This is a genomic window from Ruegeria sp. HKCCD4315, assembly GCF_013112245.1.
GTDB lineage: Bacteria > Pseudomonadota > Alphaproteobacteria > Rhodobacterales > Rhodobacteraceae > Ruegeria.
This window is the reverse complement of record NZ_WVRN01000001.1, coordinates 3,208,030-3,225,358: the sequence shown is the minus strand read 5'-3', so window position 1 is coordinate 3,225,358 and position 17,329 is coordinate 3,208,030. Positions and strand designations below refer to the sequence as shown.

The window sequence follows — 17,329 nt, the reverse complement described above, 5'->3', positions numbered from 1 at the left end:
AACGTGCGGTCATGGACCGCGCCCTTACACCCTTTAGCTGGACGTTTGCCCGCGACGCCGAAGCCTCAACCGGGCCCGAGCGCAAGCCGATGCGCGCGCCGGTTTTTATCCACGACGCGGTGACGCCTTGGGGGGCAGAGACAATGCTGCTGAAAGTGACGCGCGAACAGGCTGCCGATCAGGAGGAATAGGTCGGGTGGAACTTGTCGCCCGGCGAGAGTGTAAAAATCTCGACCCCATCCGCCGTAACACCCACCGAATGCTCGAACTGTGCCGACAGTGACTTGTCGCGGGTCACAGCTGTCCAGTCATCGGCCAGCGTCTTGGTTTCAGGACGGCCCAGATTGACCATCGGTTCGATGGTAAAGAACATACCCTCTTCCAGAACCGCGCCAGTGCCCGGACGGCCATAGTGCAGAACGTTGGGCGGCGCGTGGAACACGCGGCCCAGACCATGTCCACAAAAATCGCGTACAACACTCATCCGGTGCGCTTCGACATAAGCCTGAATGGCGTGGCCGATATCGCCAAAAGTGTTGCCGGGCTTGACCATCTCGATGCCCTTGAACAGCGCGTCATGGGTTACTTGGATCAGCCGTTCTGCCTTGCGGGGCAGTTTCCCGGCCACATACATGCGCGAGGTGTCGCCAAACCAGCCATCGACGATGACAGTCACGTCAATGTTCAGGATGTCGCCATCCTTCAGCTTTTTTTCACCCGGAATACCATGGCAAACGACGTGATTAACGCTGATGCAGCTGGCGTGCTGATAGCCTTTGTACCCAATCGTGGCCGAAGTTGCGCCTGCGTCTTCAACCATCTGAGTGATCAGCCCGTCAATCGCGCCAGTCGTCTGGCCGGGAAAAACGTGTTCTGCAATATCATCCAGAATGCGTGCCGCCAAAGCCCCTGCCGCGTGCATTCCGGCAAAGTCGCTTTGTTCATAGATGCGGATGCCGTCTTTGGTCAGGCGGCCACGATGTTCTTTCATCGACGCTAAGCTCCAAATGTTTCGCGCAGCATTCCTTTTACGCTGCTTGTGCAGAAAGTACCAGAGGGCGCAGGGTCACACTCCTTGAGCGAAGTAGTTCGACGGCTTATCGGTTTCAACAGCCGCTAGTTCATGTCGTCTTTACGACCCTATGTCGCAACAGGCTCAATCCCACGCTATTTTGGGGGGCGGAGTGCCACAAACTTCCAAACGAGCGGACAGTGCTATCAATTTACCCTTGGTCGCGGCTATTTCGCCTTCCAAGTCATCTCCCGACAAACTGGATACGGGAACTCCGATCAACAGCACACCAACAGCGTCACCAGCAACCGCTTGTTTCTGGGCGGAAACCAAGGCGGGTACTCTGGCGACCTCTTGTTGGTAGAGTTGTCGTGCCTTCGCGCAGGAAACGTCGCTATAGACATCCCCTATTGGAACCGGTGCAATCGAACTTGGTTGTTCCGCGCACGCGGTGACGGCGAGAAGGACTGCCAATGTGATTAAGTTTTTTGGCATGCTGAACTCCGTGATTTCTGACAAAAGGCGACAGTTTCGCGAAGGCTCAGCAGGTATAGGTGAACTCCCACTGAGGGTCGATGACCAGTCGGGCAGAACGGATGTCACATGTTCTGCCGGTTGACTTCAGGTATTCTGCCGCTGCCGATTGAAAGACCAACTGCGTGGGGTCCATACTGCCAGCCAAGCCGAATGTTGCCCCTTCGGCGGCACCTGCCAATGCCGCATCTCCCAAGCTGGGCGTCAGCATAATCAAGCCGCTTTCAGGCTTGTCGAAGATGCGCCAGGTTCTGCCATAGGCTTCGAAGTTTATTGGGTCGACGTCGCCATATGTCTTCATCGCGTAACTCATGCCCGAGCAAGAGGCCGTGTATAGGAGTGCGGCGCACAGAACGGTCATACCAATAGCTTTGTATCGCATGACAAATCTCCCCCCGAAATTGTCGTGCTGAGTAGCAAAGCTTTTTGTGCGCTAATTAACCTTGATATGAATCAACAAATACCGTTTTAAGAATATATATAGTGAGCTTTAGGTTTGACCCGAGACGCCAGGCTTTCTTGTTTCTCGAGGGTGCTGCTGAATGGGCTCTAGATCTGTTTGGGTAAGACTGCGACACCCAAAGGTGAAATCTCTGTCCCATACACCAACCGTTCCACCCCCTGCGCCTGTGCTGATTCAAACGCCGCCGCATAGGCCGGGTCAATATCAGCCGCCAGTGCAAACTGGTCGCAATCGGTGCGTTGTACCAGATACAGCATGATCGCGCGGTGTCCTTGCGCGGCCATTGCTGCCAGCTCGCCCAGATGCTTGGTGCCGCGCGCCGTGACACTGTCGGGAAACTCGGCCAGGCCGGGCTGGCGCGAGAGGGTCACGCTTTTGACCTCGACATAGGCGTGGGGCAGGCCCGGCCCGGTCAGTAGGAAATCGATGCGGCTGTTTTCGCCGTATTTCACCTCGGGCCGGACGGTGTCATAGGCGGCCAGTTCTGCGATCTCACCAGCTTCAAGCGCTGCCCTTAAGGCGCGATTGGGAACCGAGGTGTCAACGCCAGTGAAATGCCCGTTTTCGTGATCCACCAGTCGCCAGCCGTATTTCAACTTTTTCTTCGGGTCGTCATTGGGTTCCAGCCAGATTTTCTCGCCCGGTTCGGCAAGCCCCATCATCGATCCCGGATTGGCGCAATGGGCTGTAACCTCATGCCCGTCTTCCAGCGTGCAATCAGCCAGAAAGCGTTTGTAGCGACGGATCAGGCGGGCGGGGACAAGAGGGGTTTCAAAACGCATGGTTCAGGGCCTATACCTGCCCCTGAGAACGATCAAGAGGGGAGAGCGCCATGGCCAATCCAACCGCAGCGATGCTGGTGATCGGGGATGAAATCCTGTCCGGCCGCACCCGTGATGCGAATATGCATTTTCTGGCGCAGGAGCTGACGAAACATGGCATCGACCTGAAAGAAGTGCGCATTGTCAGCGATGACGCCCCTGCCATCGAAGGGGCGGTTAAGGCATTGTCTGATGCCTATGACACCGTCTTTACCAGTGGCGGCATTGGTCCGACCCATGATGATATAACCGCCGATTGCATCGCGCGGACCTTCAATACGCCGATTGATATCAGGGATGACGCGCGGGCATTGTTGCAGGCGCATTACGACAAATCGGGGTTGGAACTGAACGCCGCCCGACTGCGCATGGCCCGCATTCCCGATGGTGCGGCGCTGATCGACAATCCGGTCTCGACTGCACCGGGCTTTACTCTTGTGAACGTGCATGTGATGGCCGGTGTGCCTTCGGTGTTTCAGGCGATGGTGGCCAGTGTTCTGCCAACGTTAACCGGAGGCAACCCCTTGCTGTCGCAAACTCTGCGCGTGGATCGGGGCGAGGGCGATATTGCCACAAACCTGTCCGCCTTGGCCGAAGAGTTCAGCGACCTGTCCATCGGCTGTTATCCGTTCCAGATCAACGGAGCCTTCGGTGCCAACGTCGTGATACGAGGCACTGACGGAGGGCGGATTGATGCGGCGATGACCCGTCTGGCGAAAGAGTTGCAACTTTGAGCTTGAACTGGGCGGATATTGTCGACGGCACATGGCCTGCCGCAGGCTATAAGGCGCTTGGCCCGTTCCAACTGCGCGAAGGGCGGGGTGGCGGGTCACGTGTTTCTGCGGCCAATGCGCTGGGTCCTGCAACAGACGCGGATATTGACGCCGCCGAGGCTGCAATGCTGGCCATGGGACAGAAACGCATTTTCTGCCTGCGTCCGGGTGATGAGGCGCTGGATACAAAACTGGCTGATCGGGGGTACAGCGTTCTGGACCCGGTCAACATCTATGCCTGTCCGGTCGACCTGCTGACAGATCAACCGATCCCTCCGATCATGGTCTTTTCGGTCTGGGAGCCGCTTGAGATCATGCGCGAAATCTGGTCTTCGGCTGGGATAGGCGCAGAACGGCAAGCGGTCATGGCGCGCGCGAAAGGTCCCAAGACCAGCCTGTTGCTGCGCCATAACGATAAACCCAGCGGCGTGGCATTTGTCGCGATGCACGGGGATGTTGCGATGGTCCACGCGCTTGAAATTCTGCCCGATCATCGCCGCCAAGGTCTGGGCCACTGGACCATGCGCGCGGCGGCAATCTGGGCGCGGGATAATGGCGCGCAGACCCTCAGCGTGATCTGCACCAAAGCCAATGCAGGTGCCAATGGCCTTTATCGCGCGCTCGGGATGGAGCTTGCAGGCGAATACCATTACCGTCACCTTGAGTGAACTGAAGAGGCTGCCGTGACACAAAAAGACATGCCCACCGCGCTGAACCTGCCCATGGTCGATCCGCTGCCGCCGGAAACGCAGAAATACTTTGATATCTGTGTCGAAAAGCTGGGAATGGTGCCGAACGTATTGAAAGCCAACGCATTCGACATCGACAAGCTGAACGCCTTCACAGCGATGTACAATGACCTGATGCTGGCCGACAGCGGCTTGTCCAAGCTGGAGCGCGAGATGATAGCGGTGGTGGTATCGTCGATCAACAAGTGCTTCTACTGTCTGGTCGCACATGGCGCGACGGTGCGTCAGCTGTCGGGTAATCCGCAACTGGGTGAGATGCTGGTGATGAATTACCGCGTTGCGCCGCTGGATCCACGTCAGCGTGCGATGCTGGATTTTGCTGCCAAGATGACTACCTCCAGCGCCGAGATCGAAGAACCCGACCGGCAGAAGCTGCGCGATGTTGGGTTCACCGACCGGGACATCTGGGACATTGCCAATGTTACCGGTTTCTTCAACATGTCCAACCGGGTGGCCAGCGCGACAGCAATGGTACCCAACGAAGAATATCACGCACAGTTTCGATGATCCGTACGGCTGTCCTTTTATCAATGCTACTGACGGGGCCGGTTCTGGCGCAGGACCTGACCCTGCCCACCAGTGCGCGCCAGATCAGTGACCGAACCTCGCCGTTGGACAGTTATGACCTGCCGACGGGGCCTTATGAGAACGGGGCAGTGCCTTCTGACACAATCGAAGGTCGGGTTGAGCGGTTCACGTGGCGGTTACAGGCAGGTTCCAGCACGACACTGCAATTATTGTCCCCGCTGCGCGACCAGATCGAGGCGCAAGGCTACAAGATCCTGTTTGAGTGCGAGGCGCAAGCATGCGGCGGCTTCGATTTCCGTTTCTGGACGGAAGTTGTGCCGACACCAGACATGTATGTCGCCATTCAGGATTACCGTTTCCTTTCAGCGACCAAGGGGTCCGTTGCGCTTAGCTTGTTGGTCAGCCGCAACCCGCCAGATGGCTACGTACAGTTGATCCGCGTAACGCCGCAGGATGCGCCTGACCCTGATCCGGTTTTGGTCGAACAGGCCGTCGAAGGCTCGGGCGGATTGCTGGAGGCTCTGACAAGCGCAGGGCATGTAATCCTGGATGATTTGCATTTTCCAACCGGCGAGGTGGCATTGGGTGAAGGGCCGTTCGCCTCGCTGACTCTGGTCGCCGGTTACCTGTCTGACAACCCCGATACGCGACTTGCGTTAGTAGGGCATACCGATGACACTGGCGCGCTGTCGGCCAATATCTCTGTCAGCAAAAGCCGGGCCGAGGCCGTACGCACCCGATTGATCGAGGCGCATGGCGTGGCCCCCGAGCGGATCGAGGCGCAGGGCGTGGGCTATCTGGCTCCGATAACGTCCAACGCGACGCCCGAGGGGCGCGACCTGAACCGCCGGGTCGAAGCGGTTTTGCTGGTCAACTGAACAGGTACGGTCAAGCCTAAAGGCAAAAAAAGACCCGCACTTTGACATGCGGGTCATAAGGTTGGTCTTCAGGGAGAATTACCAGTCCATCGGGCCTTTGTCGTGGTAGGAATTGACCAGGAAGTCGATGAAGGCCCGAACTTTGGGTTGTGTGAAGCGGCCAGGCGGGTAGACGGCATAGATGCCCTGAACCTCGTCCGGCAGAGATGGCATGGCGTCGACCACCTGTCCTGATTTTAACGCTTCGGCATAAAGATAGCTGGGAAGGTAAGCGATCCCCAGCCCCGAGATGGCCGCGTTCAGCAGCGATTGCCCGTCATTCACGCTCAACCAGCCCGCGGTACGCACCTGGCGTTTTTCACCCGATGGCGCGGTCAGTTTCCAGACGTTGCCCGAGGATTGGCTGGAATAGTGCAGCAGCTTGTGTTCGTTCAGATCATCGATCTTCTGCGGGCGTCCGAAGCGTTCAATATAGCTGGGTGCAACCACCATGCGTTTCACGGTTTCAGTTAGCTTACGGGCGCGCAGCGTGCTGTCTTCCAGCTCGCCGATGCGGACGGCCACGTCAAATCCTTCGGAAATCAGTTCGACATAACGGTTGTTCAGAACCATGTTCACTGTGATGTCGGGATAGGCGGCCAGGAACTCGGACAAAACGGGGGACAGGTGATTCACGCCGAAGTCGGTGGCAACGCTGATGCGCAGCAGGCCCGATGGGGCCGATTGCATCGACGTAACCAGCGAATCTGCTTCGCCCGCGTCATTCAGAACACGCCGCGCGCGGTCATAGTAGGCAAGGCCGATTTCCGTCGGCGACACCCGGCGTGTGGTGCGGTTCAGCAACCGGGCCCCCAGACGCGCTTCGAGGCTCGAGACATGTTTGGACACGGCGGATTTGGAGATGCCCATCTTTTTGGCCGCATCGGTGAAGCCACCTTGGTCCACCACATTGGCGAAGGCTTCCATTTCAGTCAGTCGGTCCATACTCGTTCCCCAGATCTTGATTTCCTCTCTGACTATGGCGCTGAATCTGGGCGGAAACGCGGCAGACATGGGATAATATCAGGGATTTGAATCGGATCGTTTGCGTATGGGAAACGCAGAAACAGTGGTTTCCAAATGCGCCTGTGCCCCTGTCTGGCTGTGTTTTTTGGCGCAGCGACCTAATGTGTTACCTTGAGGATGGCATTTTTGTGACAAGGGAGGAGACCATGAAGACCGTTTTCACCATCGCTGCCTTTTGCCTTTTTGCGGGCTTTGCACACGCCGGGGGTGAGACGCCTTCGAACCCCGACGCGAAGGTTTATTTCGTTAATCTATCTGACGGTGACACAGTGCAATCACCGGTCACGGTTGTCTTCGGTCTCAGCGGAATGGGCGTCGCCCCGGCCGGGACCGAGAAGGAAAACACCGGCCACCACCACCTGTTGCTCAACCGCCCCCCGATTGGTGAGGGCGAGGATGGAGCGGATGAGCTGGCTTATGGCCTTCCTGCCGATGACAACCATATGCATTTTGGCGGCGGCCAGACCGAGGTGACACTGGACCTGCCCGCAGGTCAGCACACGCTGCAACTGGTATTGGGCGACGCGGGTCACGTGCCACATAACCCACCGATTGTGTCCGAGGTGATTACGATTACCGTTGAGTAGGTGGCCGCACGCCTGTTTACTTTCCGTTTGATGTGGGGAACTCTCCGGCAAGTGGTCGGAGGGTTCTATGTCGCTTGAGTTTTTCATTACATCTTTGATCGTCGTGCTGTTGCCGGGCACCGGCGTCATCTACACGCTGGCCATTGGGCTTGGCCGAGGATTTCGCGCCAGCATTGCGGCGGCAGCAGGCTGCACGCTTGGAATCGTACCCGCCGCTGTGGCCAGCATTATCGGCTTGGCCGCTCTGCTGCATACAAGTGCGCTGGCCTTTCAGGTTCTCAAATACCTTGGGGTGCTCTACCTGTTCTATATGGCGTGGGGGATTGTCCGCGAGGGCGGTGCGATGGAGGTCAGCGCGAATAAATCAGCCAAAGGGTACCTTAGAATTGCGGCGACCGGCACGCTGATCAACGTGTTGAACCCCAAACTATCGTTGTTCTTCCTCGCGTTCCTGCCGCAATTTTTGCCCGCCGGCACAAACCATGCAGGGCTGGCTTTGGTGCAACTCGCGCTTGCCTTCATGGCGATGACCTTTGTTGTCTTCATCGCCTACGGGGCCTGCGCGGCCTTGGCGCGGGACTACATAATCCACCGCCCGTCAGTGATGGCCTGGATCAAACGGTGTTTTGCAACGGCCTTTGGCGCGCTGGGGGTGAAACTTGCGCTGTCCGACTGACCGAGCTTAAAGCTCGGCCGCCAATCGTGTTCCCTGATTGATCGCCCGTTTGGCGTCCAGTTCGGCCGCTACATCCGCACCGCCGATTACGTGGGGGGTAACGCCGCGTTCGATCAGCGCGTCCGCCAGCGACCGGTCTGAAACCTGCCCGGCACACAGAACGATTGTGTCCGCCGAGATCGCGGTCGGGTCAGCACGGTCTTCGCCAAAGCTGACATGCAGGCCGTCATCGTCGATGCGCTCATAGTTCACACCGCCCACGAAGTTGACGTTTTTCATCTTCAACGCTGCACGGTGAATCCAGCCAGTTGTTTTACCCAATCCCTTGCCGTGTGCCTGTTTCTTGCGCTGTAGCAATGTGACCTGACGCGCAGGCGCGCTGGGTTGAGGCCCTTCTGGCGCAAGGCCCGAGCGGTGCTCGGCCGGGTCTGTTACGCCCCATTCCTTCATCCAAAGCGGCAAGTCGGTGGTTGCGCTGTGCCCGTCCTCCAAAAGAAATTCGGAGACGTCAAAGCCTATACCGCCTGCGCCGATTACGGCGACGGATTCGCCGACTTCGGCCTTGCCACGCAGCACGTCGATATAGCTGAGGACATTTTCTCGATCCTGCCCCGGAATCTGCGGATCGCGCGGGGTGACGCCGGTTGCGATGATCACCTCGTCAAAGCCGGTCAGATCGTCGGCGCTGACCTCACGGTTCAATTTCACCTTTACGCCCAGATCGGCCATCATGGTGCGATACCAATCGACCAGCCCCCAAAACTCTTCCTTGCCCGGAACCTGTTTGGCCATGTTCAACTGCCCACCAATCTCTGCGGCGCGGTCAAACAAAGTCACGTTGTGGCCGCGCTGGGCAGCGGTCATCGCGGTGGACAAACCGGCTGGGCCCGCACCGACAATGGCAACGTTTTTCTGCGTCGAAGCAGGCTCAATCACCAGTTCAGTCTCATGACAGGCGCGGGGATTGACCAAACAAGACGTCAGCTTGCCGCTGAATGTATGATCCAGACAGGCTTGATTGCACGCAATGCAGGGTGCGATTTGCGCAGATTGCCCCGCAACGGCTTTGTTGACGAAATCGGCGTCTGCCAGCATCGGGCGGGCCATCGACACCATATCGGCACAGCCGGAGGCCAAAACCTCTTCGGCGACCTCGGGCGTGTTGATCCGGTTCGAGGTGATTACAGGTATCGAAACCTTGCCCATCAGCTTTTTCGTCACCCAGGCGAAAGCAGCACGCGGCACACTGGTGGCGATGGTCGGAATCCGCGCCTCGTGCCAGCCAATGCCGGTGTTGATGATGGTGGCACCGGCCTTTTCAACCTCTTGCGCCAGTTGCACCACTTCTTCATGGGTCGAGCCGTTGGGGACCAGATCAATCATCGACAGGCGGTAGATGATGATGAAATCGCGGCCAACGGCCTCACGCGTGCGGCGCACGACCTCGATAGGCAAGCGCATTCTGTTTTCGTAGGTCCCGCCCCAGCGGTCTGTGCGTTTGTTGGTATGGGTCACAAGGAACTGGTTCAGGAAATACCCTTCAGACCCCATGATCTCGACCCCGTCATAGCCCGCCTGTTGGGCCAGAACGGCGGCGTTCACGATGTCGCTGATCTGTTTTTCGATGCCGTCTTCATCCAGCTCATTTGGCGGAAAGGGTGAGATAGGGGATTTCACCGGACTGGGGGCCACGCATTTCGGGCCATAAGCATAGCGGCCTGCGTGCAGGATCTGCATCGCGATCTTGCCGCCTGCTTCGTGCACCCGCTGGGTGACGATGGAATGGTTCGCCACCTCTTTTTCATTGGTCATCATCGACGCGCCGGGCAGAACCGAGCCCTCAAGATTTGGACCAATGCCACCTGTCACCATAAGCGCCACGCCGCCGCGCGCCCGGTCCGCATAGAATTCAGCCACCCGGTTCCAGTCACCGGTTTCCTCAAGCCCCGTATGCATCGAACCCATCAGCACGCGGTTCTTCAAGGTGGTAAAGCCCAGATCCAGCGGGGCCAGCATGTTTGGGTACGCAGTCATGGCGAAACTCTCCCTCCCGAATATGCGAGTTAGATTGACCTTCGCGTCATCTTTGTCACGCGAAACCCCACGTCACCCTCTTTGCTGTTGCCCCTGTGGTTGTTAGAGATTGGCGGAACAATCCGATGAGGCCCCGTATGACCCCCGAAGATATCGCCAAGCTGCCCTACCGTCCTTGTGTGGGGCTAATGCTGATAAATGCGGACGGCAGGATTTTTGTGGGTCAGCGCAATGATCGCCACAAAGACGCCTGGCAGATGCCGCAGGGCGGCGTGGACAAGGGCGAAGACCCGCGCGATGCGGCCCTGCGCGAGTTGTGGGAGGAAACCGGGGTAACCTCGGACCTGGTGGAGATCGTGGCCGAAACCGACGGTTGGCTGCCCTACGATCTGCCGCAGGACATCGTGCCCAGGATCTGGAAAGGGCGCTATCGCGGGCAAGAGCAGAAATGGTTCCTACTGCGCTTTGTCGGTAAGGATGATCAGATCAACATCGAAACCGACCACCCAGAGTTTTCACAATGGAAATGGCAAGCGCCTGATCGGTTGATCGACGAGATCGTACCGTTCAAACGGGACGTGTACGAGCAAGTGCTGGCGGCTTTTGAAGACCACCTCGGCTCGTATAAGTGACGCTTGGGAAAGTTGGACATCCTTTTGGCGGGACTTTAGCGCAGAGCTGTTTTTAACTGGCCAGTCATGATGAAAACCACCTATCCCAGCCCCGCGCGTGCGCATCGTACCGCCGACATGATTGTCCATGTGATCGGTTTGTCCCTGATCCTGACGGCTGGCAGCCTGCTGATCGTGAACGCCTATCAACGTCTGGATGTTGCGCTGCTTCTTGCGGTCATCGTTTATGTTCTCAGTGCACTTGCGTCGAACCTTGCGTCCTGCGCCTATCATTTTGCGCCTTGGCATGATCGCCGCAAGCTGTTGCGCCGTATCGACCACGCCGCGATTTATCCCAGTATCTGCGGGACGTTCACACCATTCTTCGTTCAGGCGGGCACGGCATGGACCATGACCTTGCTTTGGGTGTGCTGGGGGCTGACCATCGCAGCCGTCTGGAACAAGATCGCGAATGAGACGGTTAAGTCGCGATGGTCGACGGCATCATACCTTGGTTTGGGTGGTATCGGTTTAGGCGCAATCCCAGACATGACCACCGTTCCCGCAGCCACCCTTTGGTGCATTGCGGGCGGTGCAGTCAGCTATGTCGTTGGAACGATGTTTTACGCCCAAAAGACACTGCCGTTTCGTTATGCGATTTGGCACGTCTGGGTGAACCTGGGTGGGGTTCTGATGTTCGTCGGAATCTGGCTGGCGCTGTTTTCTAACTAAAGGGTAGGGTTGGGGCGCTGACGCCCCAATCCATTTTGTGAAAAGGACCCGATCCGAGGTCAGAGCAACCCTTCGGCGCGCAGCAATTCCTGCATGTTTGCCTCGGGGCGCGGACCGATATGGCTGATGACTTCGCGGGCACAGACATTGCCGATCTTTGCGCAAGTCTCATAATCCCGACCTGTGGCCATGCCAAACAGGAAGCCTGCAGCGAACTGATCACCCGCACCTGTTGCGTCCACGGGCACAATCTTTTCAACCGGCACGTCAATGCGGCCGTCACTATTCAGAACTGTCACACCGTCGCCTGACCGGGTGCAGACAACCAACGGACAGATGGCGGCGGTTTTGGCCAGCGCTTCCTCCAGATCGTCGGTTTCGAACAGCGACTTGATCTCGGCCTCATTGCCGATCACGAAATCCAGTTCGTTTTCGATCAGCAACAGGAAATCGACGCGGTGACGTTCCACGCAGAACGGGTCGGAAATGGCAATACCGGCCTTTCCGCCGCCCTTGTGACAGGCGCGCGCGGCTTCAAGAAACGCGGCTTTGCCCTTTTCCTTGTCGAACAGATAGCCTTCGAGGAACATGATCTGGCTGTTTCCTGCAACGTCATCCGAGACGTCCTGCGAGGACAGCTCGGATGAAATCCCCAGATAGGTGTTCATCGACCGCTCACCATCGGGCGAAACAAAGATCATCGAACGCGAGGTCGGCAGCTCTCCGCCCGGAACCGGCGGGTTCACGAAGTCAACGCCGTCTTCGTTCATCGCATCCGCATAGAACCGCCCCAGCGCGTCGTCGTGCACGCGCCCGATAAAGGCAGCGTCCAGTCCAAGGGCACCGGCCCCCGCGATGGTGTTGGCGACCGAACCGCCAGGCGTCTGCACGCGGCCTTCCATCGAGGCATAGAGAACTTCACCGCGCTCCTGCTCGATCAGCTGCATGATGCCTTTCTCGATGCCCATCAGTTCCAGGAAACTGTCGTCGGCCTGGGAAATCACGTCTACGACGGCATTTCCGATGCCGGTCAGTTGGTAAGTTTTCATTGGGTTTTGTCCTCGAATCGACAGAGATCACGGATGATGCAGGTCGGGCATTGCGGCTTGCGTGCCTTGCAATGGTACCGGCCATGCAGGATCAGCCAGTGATGTGCATGAAGCTGGAAATCAGCAGGTATGTTGTCTTCTATGGCGCGCTCGACCGCGTCCACGTCCTTACCGGGGCAAATGCCGGTTCGGTTGCCGACGCGAAAGATATGCGTATCAACCGCCTGAGCAGGTTGCCGCCACCACATGTTCAGAACCACGTTGGCCGTCTTGCGCCCGACACCCGGCAGCGATTGCAACGCAGCACGGGAATTGGGAACCTCGCCGCCGTAATCTTCGACCAGAATCCGGCTAAGCTTGATGACGTTTTTCGCTTTCTGACGGAACAGGCCGATGGTCTTGATATGTTCGATCAGACCCTCTTCGCCCAGGTCCAGCATCTTTTGTGGTGTGTCGGCGATCTTGAACAATTCGCGCGTGGCTTTGTTGACGCCCGCATCGGTCGCCTGCGCCGACAGCGCGACGGCCACGACCAGGGTATAGACGTTCACATGCTCAAGCTCGCCCTTGGGTTCGGGGTCGGCCTCCTGAAAGCGCGTAAAGATCTCGCGGATCGTATGATAGTCGAGTTGTTTTGCCATCCGGGCCTTAATGCCGTGGGATTGTGCGGGCTGCAATTGAAAACACGCTTTATGTAGTCATGCGCGAAGCTCGTTTAGCTTGGTTGCAAGCTTTACAGCTTCAAACTCTGCAGGGGTCTCGTCACCCATTGGGCAAAAGCTGGCCACCAAAAGCCCGGAAGGGGTGTCTGGAAACTGCGCGATCAAATTTGCCGAAAACGGGCCGCATCCAGTGTGCCCGATAACGCGGCCCACGGGTTGGGCCGCACCGATCATCAGACCAAGCCCATAGCCGGTTTCGCTCCAAACCCGTCCCGGAATAGCCGGGCCTTGCATGGAACGGCTGAGCAACTGGTCTTTACTTGCAGCAGATAACAGATCGCCGTTCAGGACGGCGCGTAACAGGCGCAAGGCGTCGGTTGCAGTGCCCATAAGGCAGCCGTGGTAGACCCAGTCCGGGTGATAACCATGCGCGTTCCAATACAGTTGTTCGAAATCATCCCGTGTCCGAGCAACACGCGCGGTCAGACCCAGCGGCTGGCAAATACGAGCCTGCATGATTTCGGCCAGACTGGCGTTGTGCACCTCTTCCAGAAATTGGCGCAAGAGCAGATAGCCCACATTTGAATATACCCAGTTCGTTCCGGGCGGGTAGGCGAGGTTGCGAAAATCTGCTTCTGCCAACAACTGCTCGACAGACCAGGGATCTGCACCTTGCGCGACGGCATCTCCATAGCCCGGTAGCGCCCCATAATCTCTCAGCCCGGCGCGGTGCTGCATCAATTGGCGCAGCGAAAACGGATGCTCTCGGAACGGTGCATCAAGATCGCATTGCTGGCGTTCCCACGCCTGCATGACAAGAACTGCGATTGCAGTTTTGGTGAAGCTCCACCAGGGAAACAGGGATTCACCGCACTCGTCCAGAAGAACGCGGCCTGTTTGGTCCATGGCGGCGGAGAGGGTCATGTTCGGCCCGGAATTGATTGGATGTGGTTCGACCCTAAGTCAGATCAATTCTCAAAGAAATACGGTTGCGCAAGTTTCGGGTCGCTCACCAATAGGCAGACGACGTATAGTCTGGGAAATAGTGCAAGAGGTAAGCGACATGAATGTCCAGACCCCGGAAAGCGGATACCACTACAACGTCATGCGCCGCGCAATCGACCTGATCGATCAGGGTGGCGAGGGCCTGAGCCTCGATGAGCTGGCCCGTCAGATGGATATGAGCCCCGCCCATTTTCAACGCTTGTTCTCGCGCTGGACCGGGGTATCGCCGAAACGGTATCAACAATACCTCACGCTGGGCCACGCAAAGGCCCTGCTGCGCGAGCGGTTCACCACATTGGAAACCGCGCATAACGTTGGCCTGTCCGGCAGCGGCCGCCTGCACGATCTGTTCCTGAAGTGGGAATCCATGAGCCCCGGCGAATACGCTCGGAAAGGCGCAGGATTGACGATCTATTGGGGCTGGTTCGAATGCCCCTTTGGCCCTGCGCTGGTCATGGGCACAGACAAGGGCATCTGCGGCATGGCATTCGGGGCAGAGACCGGGGAAGAGGCCGCGATGGATGACATGATCTCGCGCTGGCCCAAAGCGGATTTCGTTGAGGATCCGATGCGTTTGCGTCCTTGGGTGCTGAGTGCCTTTGGGGCTGCCAGCGACCGGTTGGAACCAACGCCGCTTTACCTGATCGGATCGCCTTTGCAGATCAAAGTGTGGGAAGCGTTGATGCATATCCCTTCTGGGCAGGTCACAACCTATTCCGAGATCGCGCAGCGCGTAGGCTCACCACAAGCTGTTCGCGCCGTGGGAACGGCAGTTGGGCGCAATCCGGTCAGTTGGTTGATCCCTTGTCACCGCGCGCTGCGTAAATCAGGTGGGTTAGGTGGTTATCACTGGGGTCTGCCGGTGAAGCGCGCCATGCTGGCCTATGAAGCAGCGCAGGCAGACGCCTGATTGACAGATGACCCGACCGCTGCCAAAAGGCACCGCAGGTTCGGGTCCCCTGCCGTTCGCGGCCTTTGGCTTTGGTGAAACCCGGTTTGAAAGACATCTGTTGCCCTTTTTCCGGCGCGCGGATGGTAATGCGAACCCCGTCCAGACTTCGCGCCCGTTCAAAGACACGAGGCACATGATGACACGACTCCAAACCGTTGCTCCGGTTGAAGAGCTGAAAGAGCAGGCAAAACGCCTGCGGGAAAAACTGAAAGCGACGGGCGTATCCCTGTCGCATAGCGCCACACTGGAACTGCTGGCCCATCAGCACGGCGTACGAGACTGGAACACATTGCATGCAATGGCCGGAAATCGGATGCACCTGCGTGTAGGTGACCGGGTTGAGGGACGATACCTGGGTCAGGCATACACGGGGGAAATTCGCGGCATAACTATGCTGGGCGATGGCGCGCGCCGTCGTGTTACCCTGCATTTCGATACGCCCGTCGATGTGGTGCGGTTCGATAGCTTTTCCGCCTATCGACAGCGCGTCACCGGAGAGATTGGCTGGGATGGTCAATCCCTACGGCACACATCTGACGGAGAGCCTCAGCTTGTGGTGCGGCCTGTTTGAAACACTAAGGGCGGGGCACCTGTATTGCCCCGCCCAAATTGATTGACTCATTGGACAACTTATTCAGCCGCCCATCCGCCGACCGCTTTGACTTCAAGGAAGTCTTCCAAACCGAAAACACCACCTTCGCGCCCGTTGCCGGATTGCTTCATACCCCCGAACGGAGAGCCTGCGCTGCGTGACTGGCCGTTCATCTCGACCATGCCCGACCGCAAGACACGTGCCATACGATTGGCCCGCGCGCCGTCTTGCGTCTGAACATAGTTGGTCAGGCCATACGGCGTGTCGTTAGCGATCTCGATAGCTTCTTCTTCGGTGTCGAAGGGGATCATGGTCAGAACCGGACCGAAGATTTCTTCGCGTGCGATGGTCATCTGATTGTTGGCGTCGGCAAAGACTGTAGGGCGGACATAATAGCCTTTGTTCAGCCCCTCTGGCCGTCCGGTGCCACCAGCCACCAAACGGGCACCTTCGTCGATGCCTTTCTGAATCAGGTCCTGAATCTTGGTCCACTGGACCTCATTCACCACCGGGCCAATGTGGCGGCCTTCTTCGATGGCAGGGCCGACCTTGACCATGTTGGCCACTTCAGTCGCCGTTTCCACCGCCTTGTCGTAAATCGGGCGCTGCACCAGCATCCGGCTGGGTGCATTACAGCTTTGGCCCGTGTTTTGCATCATGTGCAGCACACCGCGTTTGACGGCCTTGTCATCTGCATCCTCAAAGATCACATTCGCGCCTTTTCCGCCCAATTCCAGATGCACTTTCTTGAGTGTCTCTGCAGCGTTCTTCGAAATCGCGGTACCAGCACGGGTCGAGCCGGTAAAGCTGACCATATCCACATCTGGATGGCCGGAAAGTTGCGAACCAACGCCCACCCCGTCACCGTTAACCAGATTGAACACGCCGGGCGGAAAGCCTGCCTCATCCATCATCTCGGCAAAGATCATCGCGTTCAGCGGGCTTTGTTCTGATGGTTTCAGCACCATGGTACAACCCGCAATTGCAGCCGCACCGACCTTGAGCGTGATCTGATTCATCGGCCAGTTCCACGGCGTGATTAGGGCGGCGACGCCGACCGCCTCATAGATGATGCGATCATTGGGGGCGTGGTCGCCCAACGGGCGTTCGAACTCAAACGCCTTGGCGGCGCGGATGAAGTTTTTCAGGTGGTAGATACCCGCCCCGGCCTGCGCCGAACGGGCCAGATCAATCGGTGCACCCATCTCAAGTGACATGGCTTGCGCCAGATCCTCGGAACGCGTCGCGTAAAGTTCGATTAGTTTTTCCACCAGCGCAATGCGGGTTTCCACCGGAGTCGCCATCCAACCGGGCAGCGCGGCTTTGGCCGCTGCAACAGCCGCATTTGTGTCGGCTTCATCACCCAGTGAAATCACAGCACAGGGTTCCTCGGTCGAAGGGTTGATCACTTGAAAATCATTGGGCGACGAAGGAGAGACCCACTGACCGTTGATGTAAAAATCCCGCTTTTCGATCATCGTGAATCCTCCTGATGGATCGGCACTAACCCAGTTGTCAGCGCATACTCTGGCAGCCATACCAAGATCGAGCAATAGCGAATTTGATCAAATTATTTTCCTTTAACGCGGTCGAATTCCGTATCCCT

20 protein-coding genes are annotated in these 17,329 nt (G+C 57.8%); 11 read left to right on the top strand and 9 right to left on the bottom strand.

All coding sequences use genetic code 11. The annotated features are described in order from the left end of the window. Nucleotides 1-11: 11 nt before the first annotated feature. Nucleotides 12-191, top strand: coding sequence for a hypothetical protein (locus tag GS646_RS16035; RefSeq protein WP_171648301.1), 180 nt, complete (start codon nt 12-14; stop codon nt 189-191). Here the strand turns inward: GS646_RS16035 and map are convergent. From map to sfsA, 3 genes are all read right to left on the bottom strand, one after another. Continuing rightward, nucleotides 179-991, bottom strand: a complete 813-nt coding sequence (map, locus tag GS646_RS16030; protein ID WP_171093205.1) for a type I methionyl aminopeptidase — start codon at nt 989-991, stop codon at nt 179-181. The genes GS646_RS16035 and map overlap by 13 nt on opposite strands. A 562-nt stretch (nt 992-1,553) precedes the next feature. Beyond that, a complete protein-coding gene (locus GS646_RS16025; RefSeq protein WP_171184354.1) occupies nt 1,554-1,928 on the bottom strand; it encodes a hypothetical protein in 375 nt (124 codons plus the stop codon). A 167-nt stretch (nt 1,929-2,095) separates the two neighbouring features. After that, nucleotides 2,096-2,791 carry a DNA/RNA nuclease SfsA gene (sfsA, locus tag GS646_RS16020; RefSeq protein WP_171184352.1) on the bottom strand — a complete coding sequence of 232 codons (696 nt, stop codon included), beginning with the start codon at nt 2,789-2,791 and terminating at the stop codon, nt 2,096-2,098. 50 nt (nt 2,792-2,841) lie between these two features. Between sfsA and GS646_RS16015 the strand changes: the two genes are divergently transcribed. The 4 genes from GS646_RS16015 to GS646_RS16000 are packed head-to-tail and all read left to right on the top strand — an operon-like array spanning nt 2,842 to nt 5,758. Continuing rightward, nucleotides 2,842-3,564 carry a molybdopterin-binding protein gene (locus GS646_RS16015; RefSeq protein WP_171184349.1) on the top strand — a complete coding sequence of 241 codons (723 nt, stop codon included), beginning with the start codon at nt 2,842-2,844 and terminating at the stop codon, nt 3,562-3,564. After that, nucleotides 3,561-4,271 carry a GNAT family N-acetyltransferase gene (locus GS646_RS16010; protein ID WP_171184348.1) on the top strand — a complete coding sequence of 237 codons (711 nt, stop codon included), beginning with the start codon at nt 3,561-3,563 and terminating at the stop codon, nt 4,269-4,271. The genes GS646_RS16015 and GS646_RS16010 overlap by 4 nt, the downstream gene beginning before the upstream one ends. A gap of 30 nt (nt 4,272-4,301) precedes the next feature. Next, complete coding sequence (locus tag GS646_RS16005) at nt 4,302-4,859, top strand: peroxidase-related enzyme (RefSeq protein WP_171184788.1); 558 nt, start codon at nt 4,302-4,304, stop codon at nt 4,857-4,859. Then, nucleotides 4,856-5,758 carry an OmpA family protein gene (locus tag GS646_RS16000; protein WP_171184347.1) on the top strand — a complete coding sequence of 301 codons (903 nt, stop codon included), beginning with the start codon at nt 4,856-4,858 and terminating at the stop codon, nt 5,756-5,758. Before GS646_RS16005 ends, GS646_RS16000 begins: the two co-directional genes overlap by 4 nt. 78 nt (nt 5,759-5,836) lie before the next feature. Here the strand turns inward: GS646_RS16000 and GS646_RS15995 are convergent, their stop codons facing one another. After that, nucleotides 5,837-6,742 (bottom strand): LysR family transcriptional regulator, encoded by a 906-nt coding sequence (locus tag GS646_RS15995; protein ID WP_171093217.1) that lies wholly within the window; start codon nt 6,740-6,742, stop codon nt 5,837-5,839. Between the two features lie 227 nt (nt 6,743-6,969). Between GS646_RS15995 and GS646_RS15990 the strand changes: the two genes are divergently transcribed. Then, nucleotides 6,970-7,410, top strand: a complete 441-nt coding sequence (locus tag GS646_RS15990; RefSeq protein ID WP_171184345.1) for a DUF4399 domain-containing protein — start codon at nt 6,970-6,972, stop codon at nt 7,408-7,410. A gap of 67 nt (nt 7,411-7,477) precedes the next feature. Next, nucleotides 7,478-8,086: a LysE family translocator gene (locus tag GS646_RS15985; protein ID WP_171184343.1), complete on the top strand. Its 609-nt coding sequence runs from the start codon at nt 7,478-7,480 to the stop codon at nt 8,084-8,086. Between the two features lie 6 nt (nt 8,087-8,092). Here the strand turns inward: GS646_RS15985 and GS646_RS15980 are convergent, their stop codons facing one another. Beyond that, entirely contained in the window at nt 8,093-10,120 is a 2,028-nt protein-coding gene (locus GS646_RS15980) for an NADPH-dependent 2,4-dienoyl-CoA reductase (RefSeq protein WP_171648302.1), read from the bottom strand. Nucleotides 10,121-10,257: 137 nt separating this feature from the next. Here GS646_RS15980 and GS646_RS15975 point away from each other — a divergent pair, with 137 nt between their 5' ends. Beyond that, entirely contained in the window at nt 10,258-10,752 is a 495-nt protein-coding gene (locus tag GS646_RS15975) for an RNA pyrophosphohydrolase (protein WP_171184338.1), read from the top strand. Nucleotides 10,753-10,818: 66 nt separating this feature from the next. Further along, nucleotides 10,819-11,463, top strand: a complete 645-nt coding sequence (locus tag GS646_RS15970; protein WP_171184337.1) for a hemolysin III family protein — start codon at nt 10,819-10,821, stop codon at nt 11,461-11,463. Between the two features lie 59 nt (nt 11,464-11,522). On the opposite strand, the gene GS646_RS15965 is transcribed toward GS646_RS15970, so the two are convergent. Genes GS646_RS15965 through GS646_RS15955 form a run of 3 tightly spaced genes read right to left on the bottom strand, consistent with a single transcriptional unit; the run spans nt 11,523 to nt 14,098 of the window. Beyond that, complete coding sequence (locus GS646_RS15965) at nt 11,523-12,512, bottom strand: adenosine kinase (RefSeq protein ID WP_171184335.1); 990 nt, start codon at nt 12,510-12,512, stop codon at nt 11,523-11,525. Then, nucleotides 12,509-13,153: an endonuclease III gene (gene nth, locus GS646_RS15960; RefSeq protein ID WP_171093231.1), complete on the bottom strand. Its 645-nt coding sequence runs from the start codon at nt 13,151-13,153 to the stop codon at nt 12,509-12,511. The genes GS646_RS15965 and nth overlap by 4 nt, the downstream gene beginning before the upstream one ends. Nucleotides 13,154-13,210: 57 nt before the next feature. Further along, nucleotides 13,211-14,098 carry a serine hydrolase gene (locus GS646_RS15955; RefSeq protein WP_171184334.1) on the bottom strand — a complete coding sequence of 296 codons (888 nt, stop codon included), beginning with the start codon at nt 14,096-14,098 and terminating at the stop codon, nt 13,211-13,213. 139 nt (nt 14,099-14,237) lie between these two features. On the opposite strand from GS646_RS15955, the gene GS646_RS15950 reads away from it, so the two are divergent. Together GS646_RS15950 and GS646_RS15945 are read left to right on the top strand one after the other, a co-directional pair. Then, nucleotides 14,238-15,089, top strand: coding sequence for a bifunctional helix-turn-helix domain-containing protein/methylated-DNA--[protein]-cysteine S-methyltransferase (locus tag GS646_RS15950; RefSeq protein ID WP_171184332.1), 852 nt, complete (start codon nt 14,238-14,240; stop codon nt 15,087-15,089). A gap of 7 nt (nt 15,090-15,096) precedes the next feature. Continuing rightward, nucleotides 15,097-15,702, top strand: coding sequence for a glyoxalase superfamily protein (locus GS646_RS15945; protein ID WP_371732096.1), 606 nt, complete (start codon nt 15,097-15,099; stop codon nt 15,700-15,702). Nucleotides 15,703-15,761: 59 nt separating this feature from the next. Here the strand turns inward: GS646_RS15945 and GS646_RS15940 are convergent, their stop codons facing one another. Next, nucleotides 15,762-17,201, bottom strand: a complete 1,440-nt coding sequence (locus GS646_RS15940) for an aldehyde dehydrogenase family protein (protein WP_171184328.1) — start codon at nt 17,199-17,201, stop codon at nt 15,762-15,764. Nucleotides 17,202-17,329: the final 128 nt, after the last annotated feature.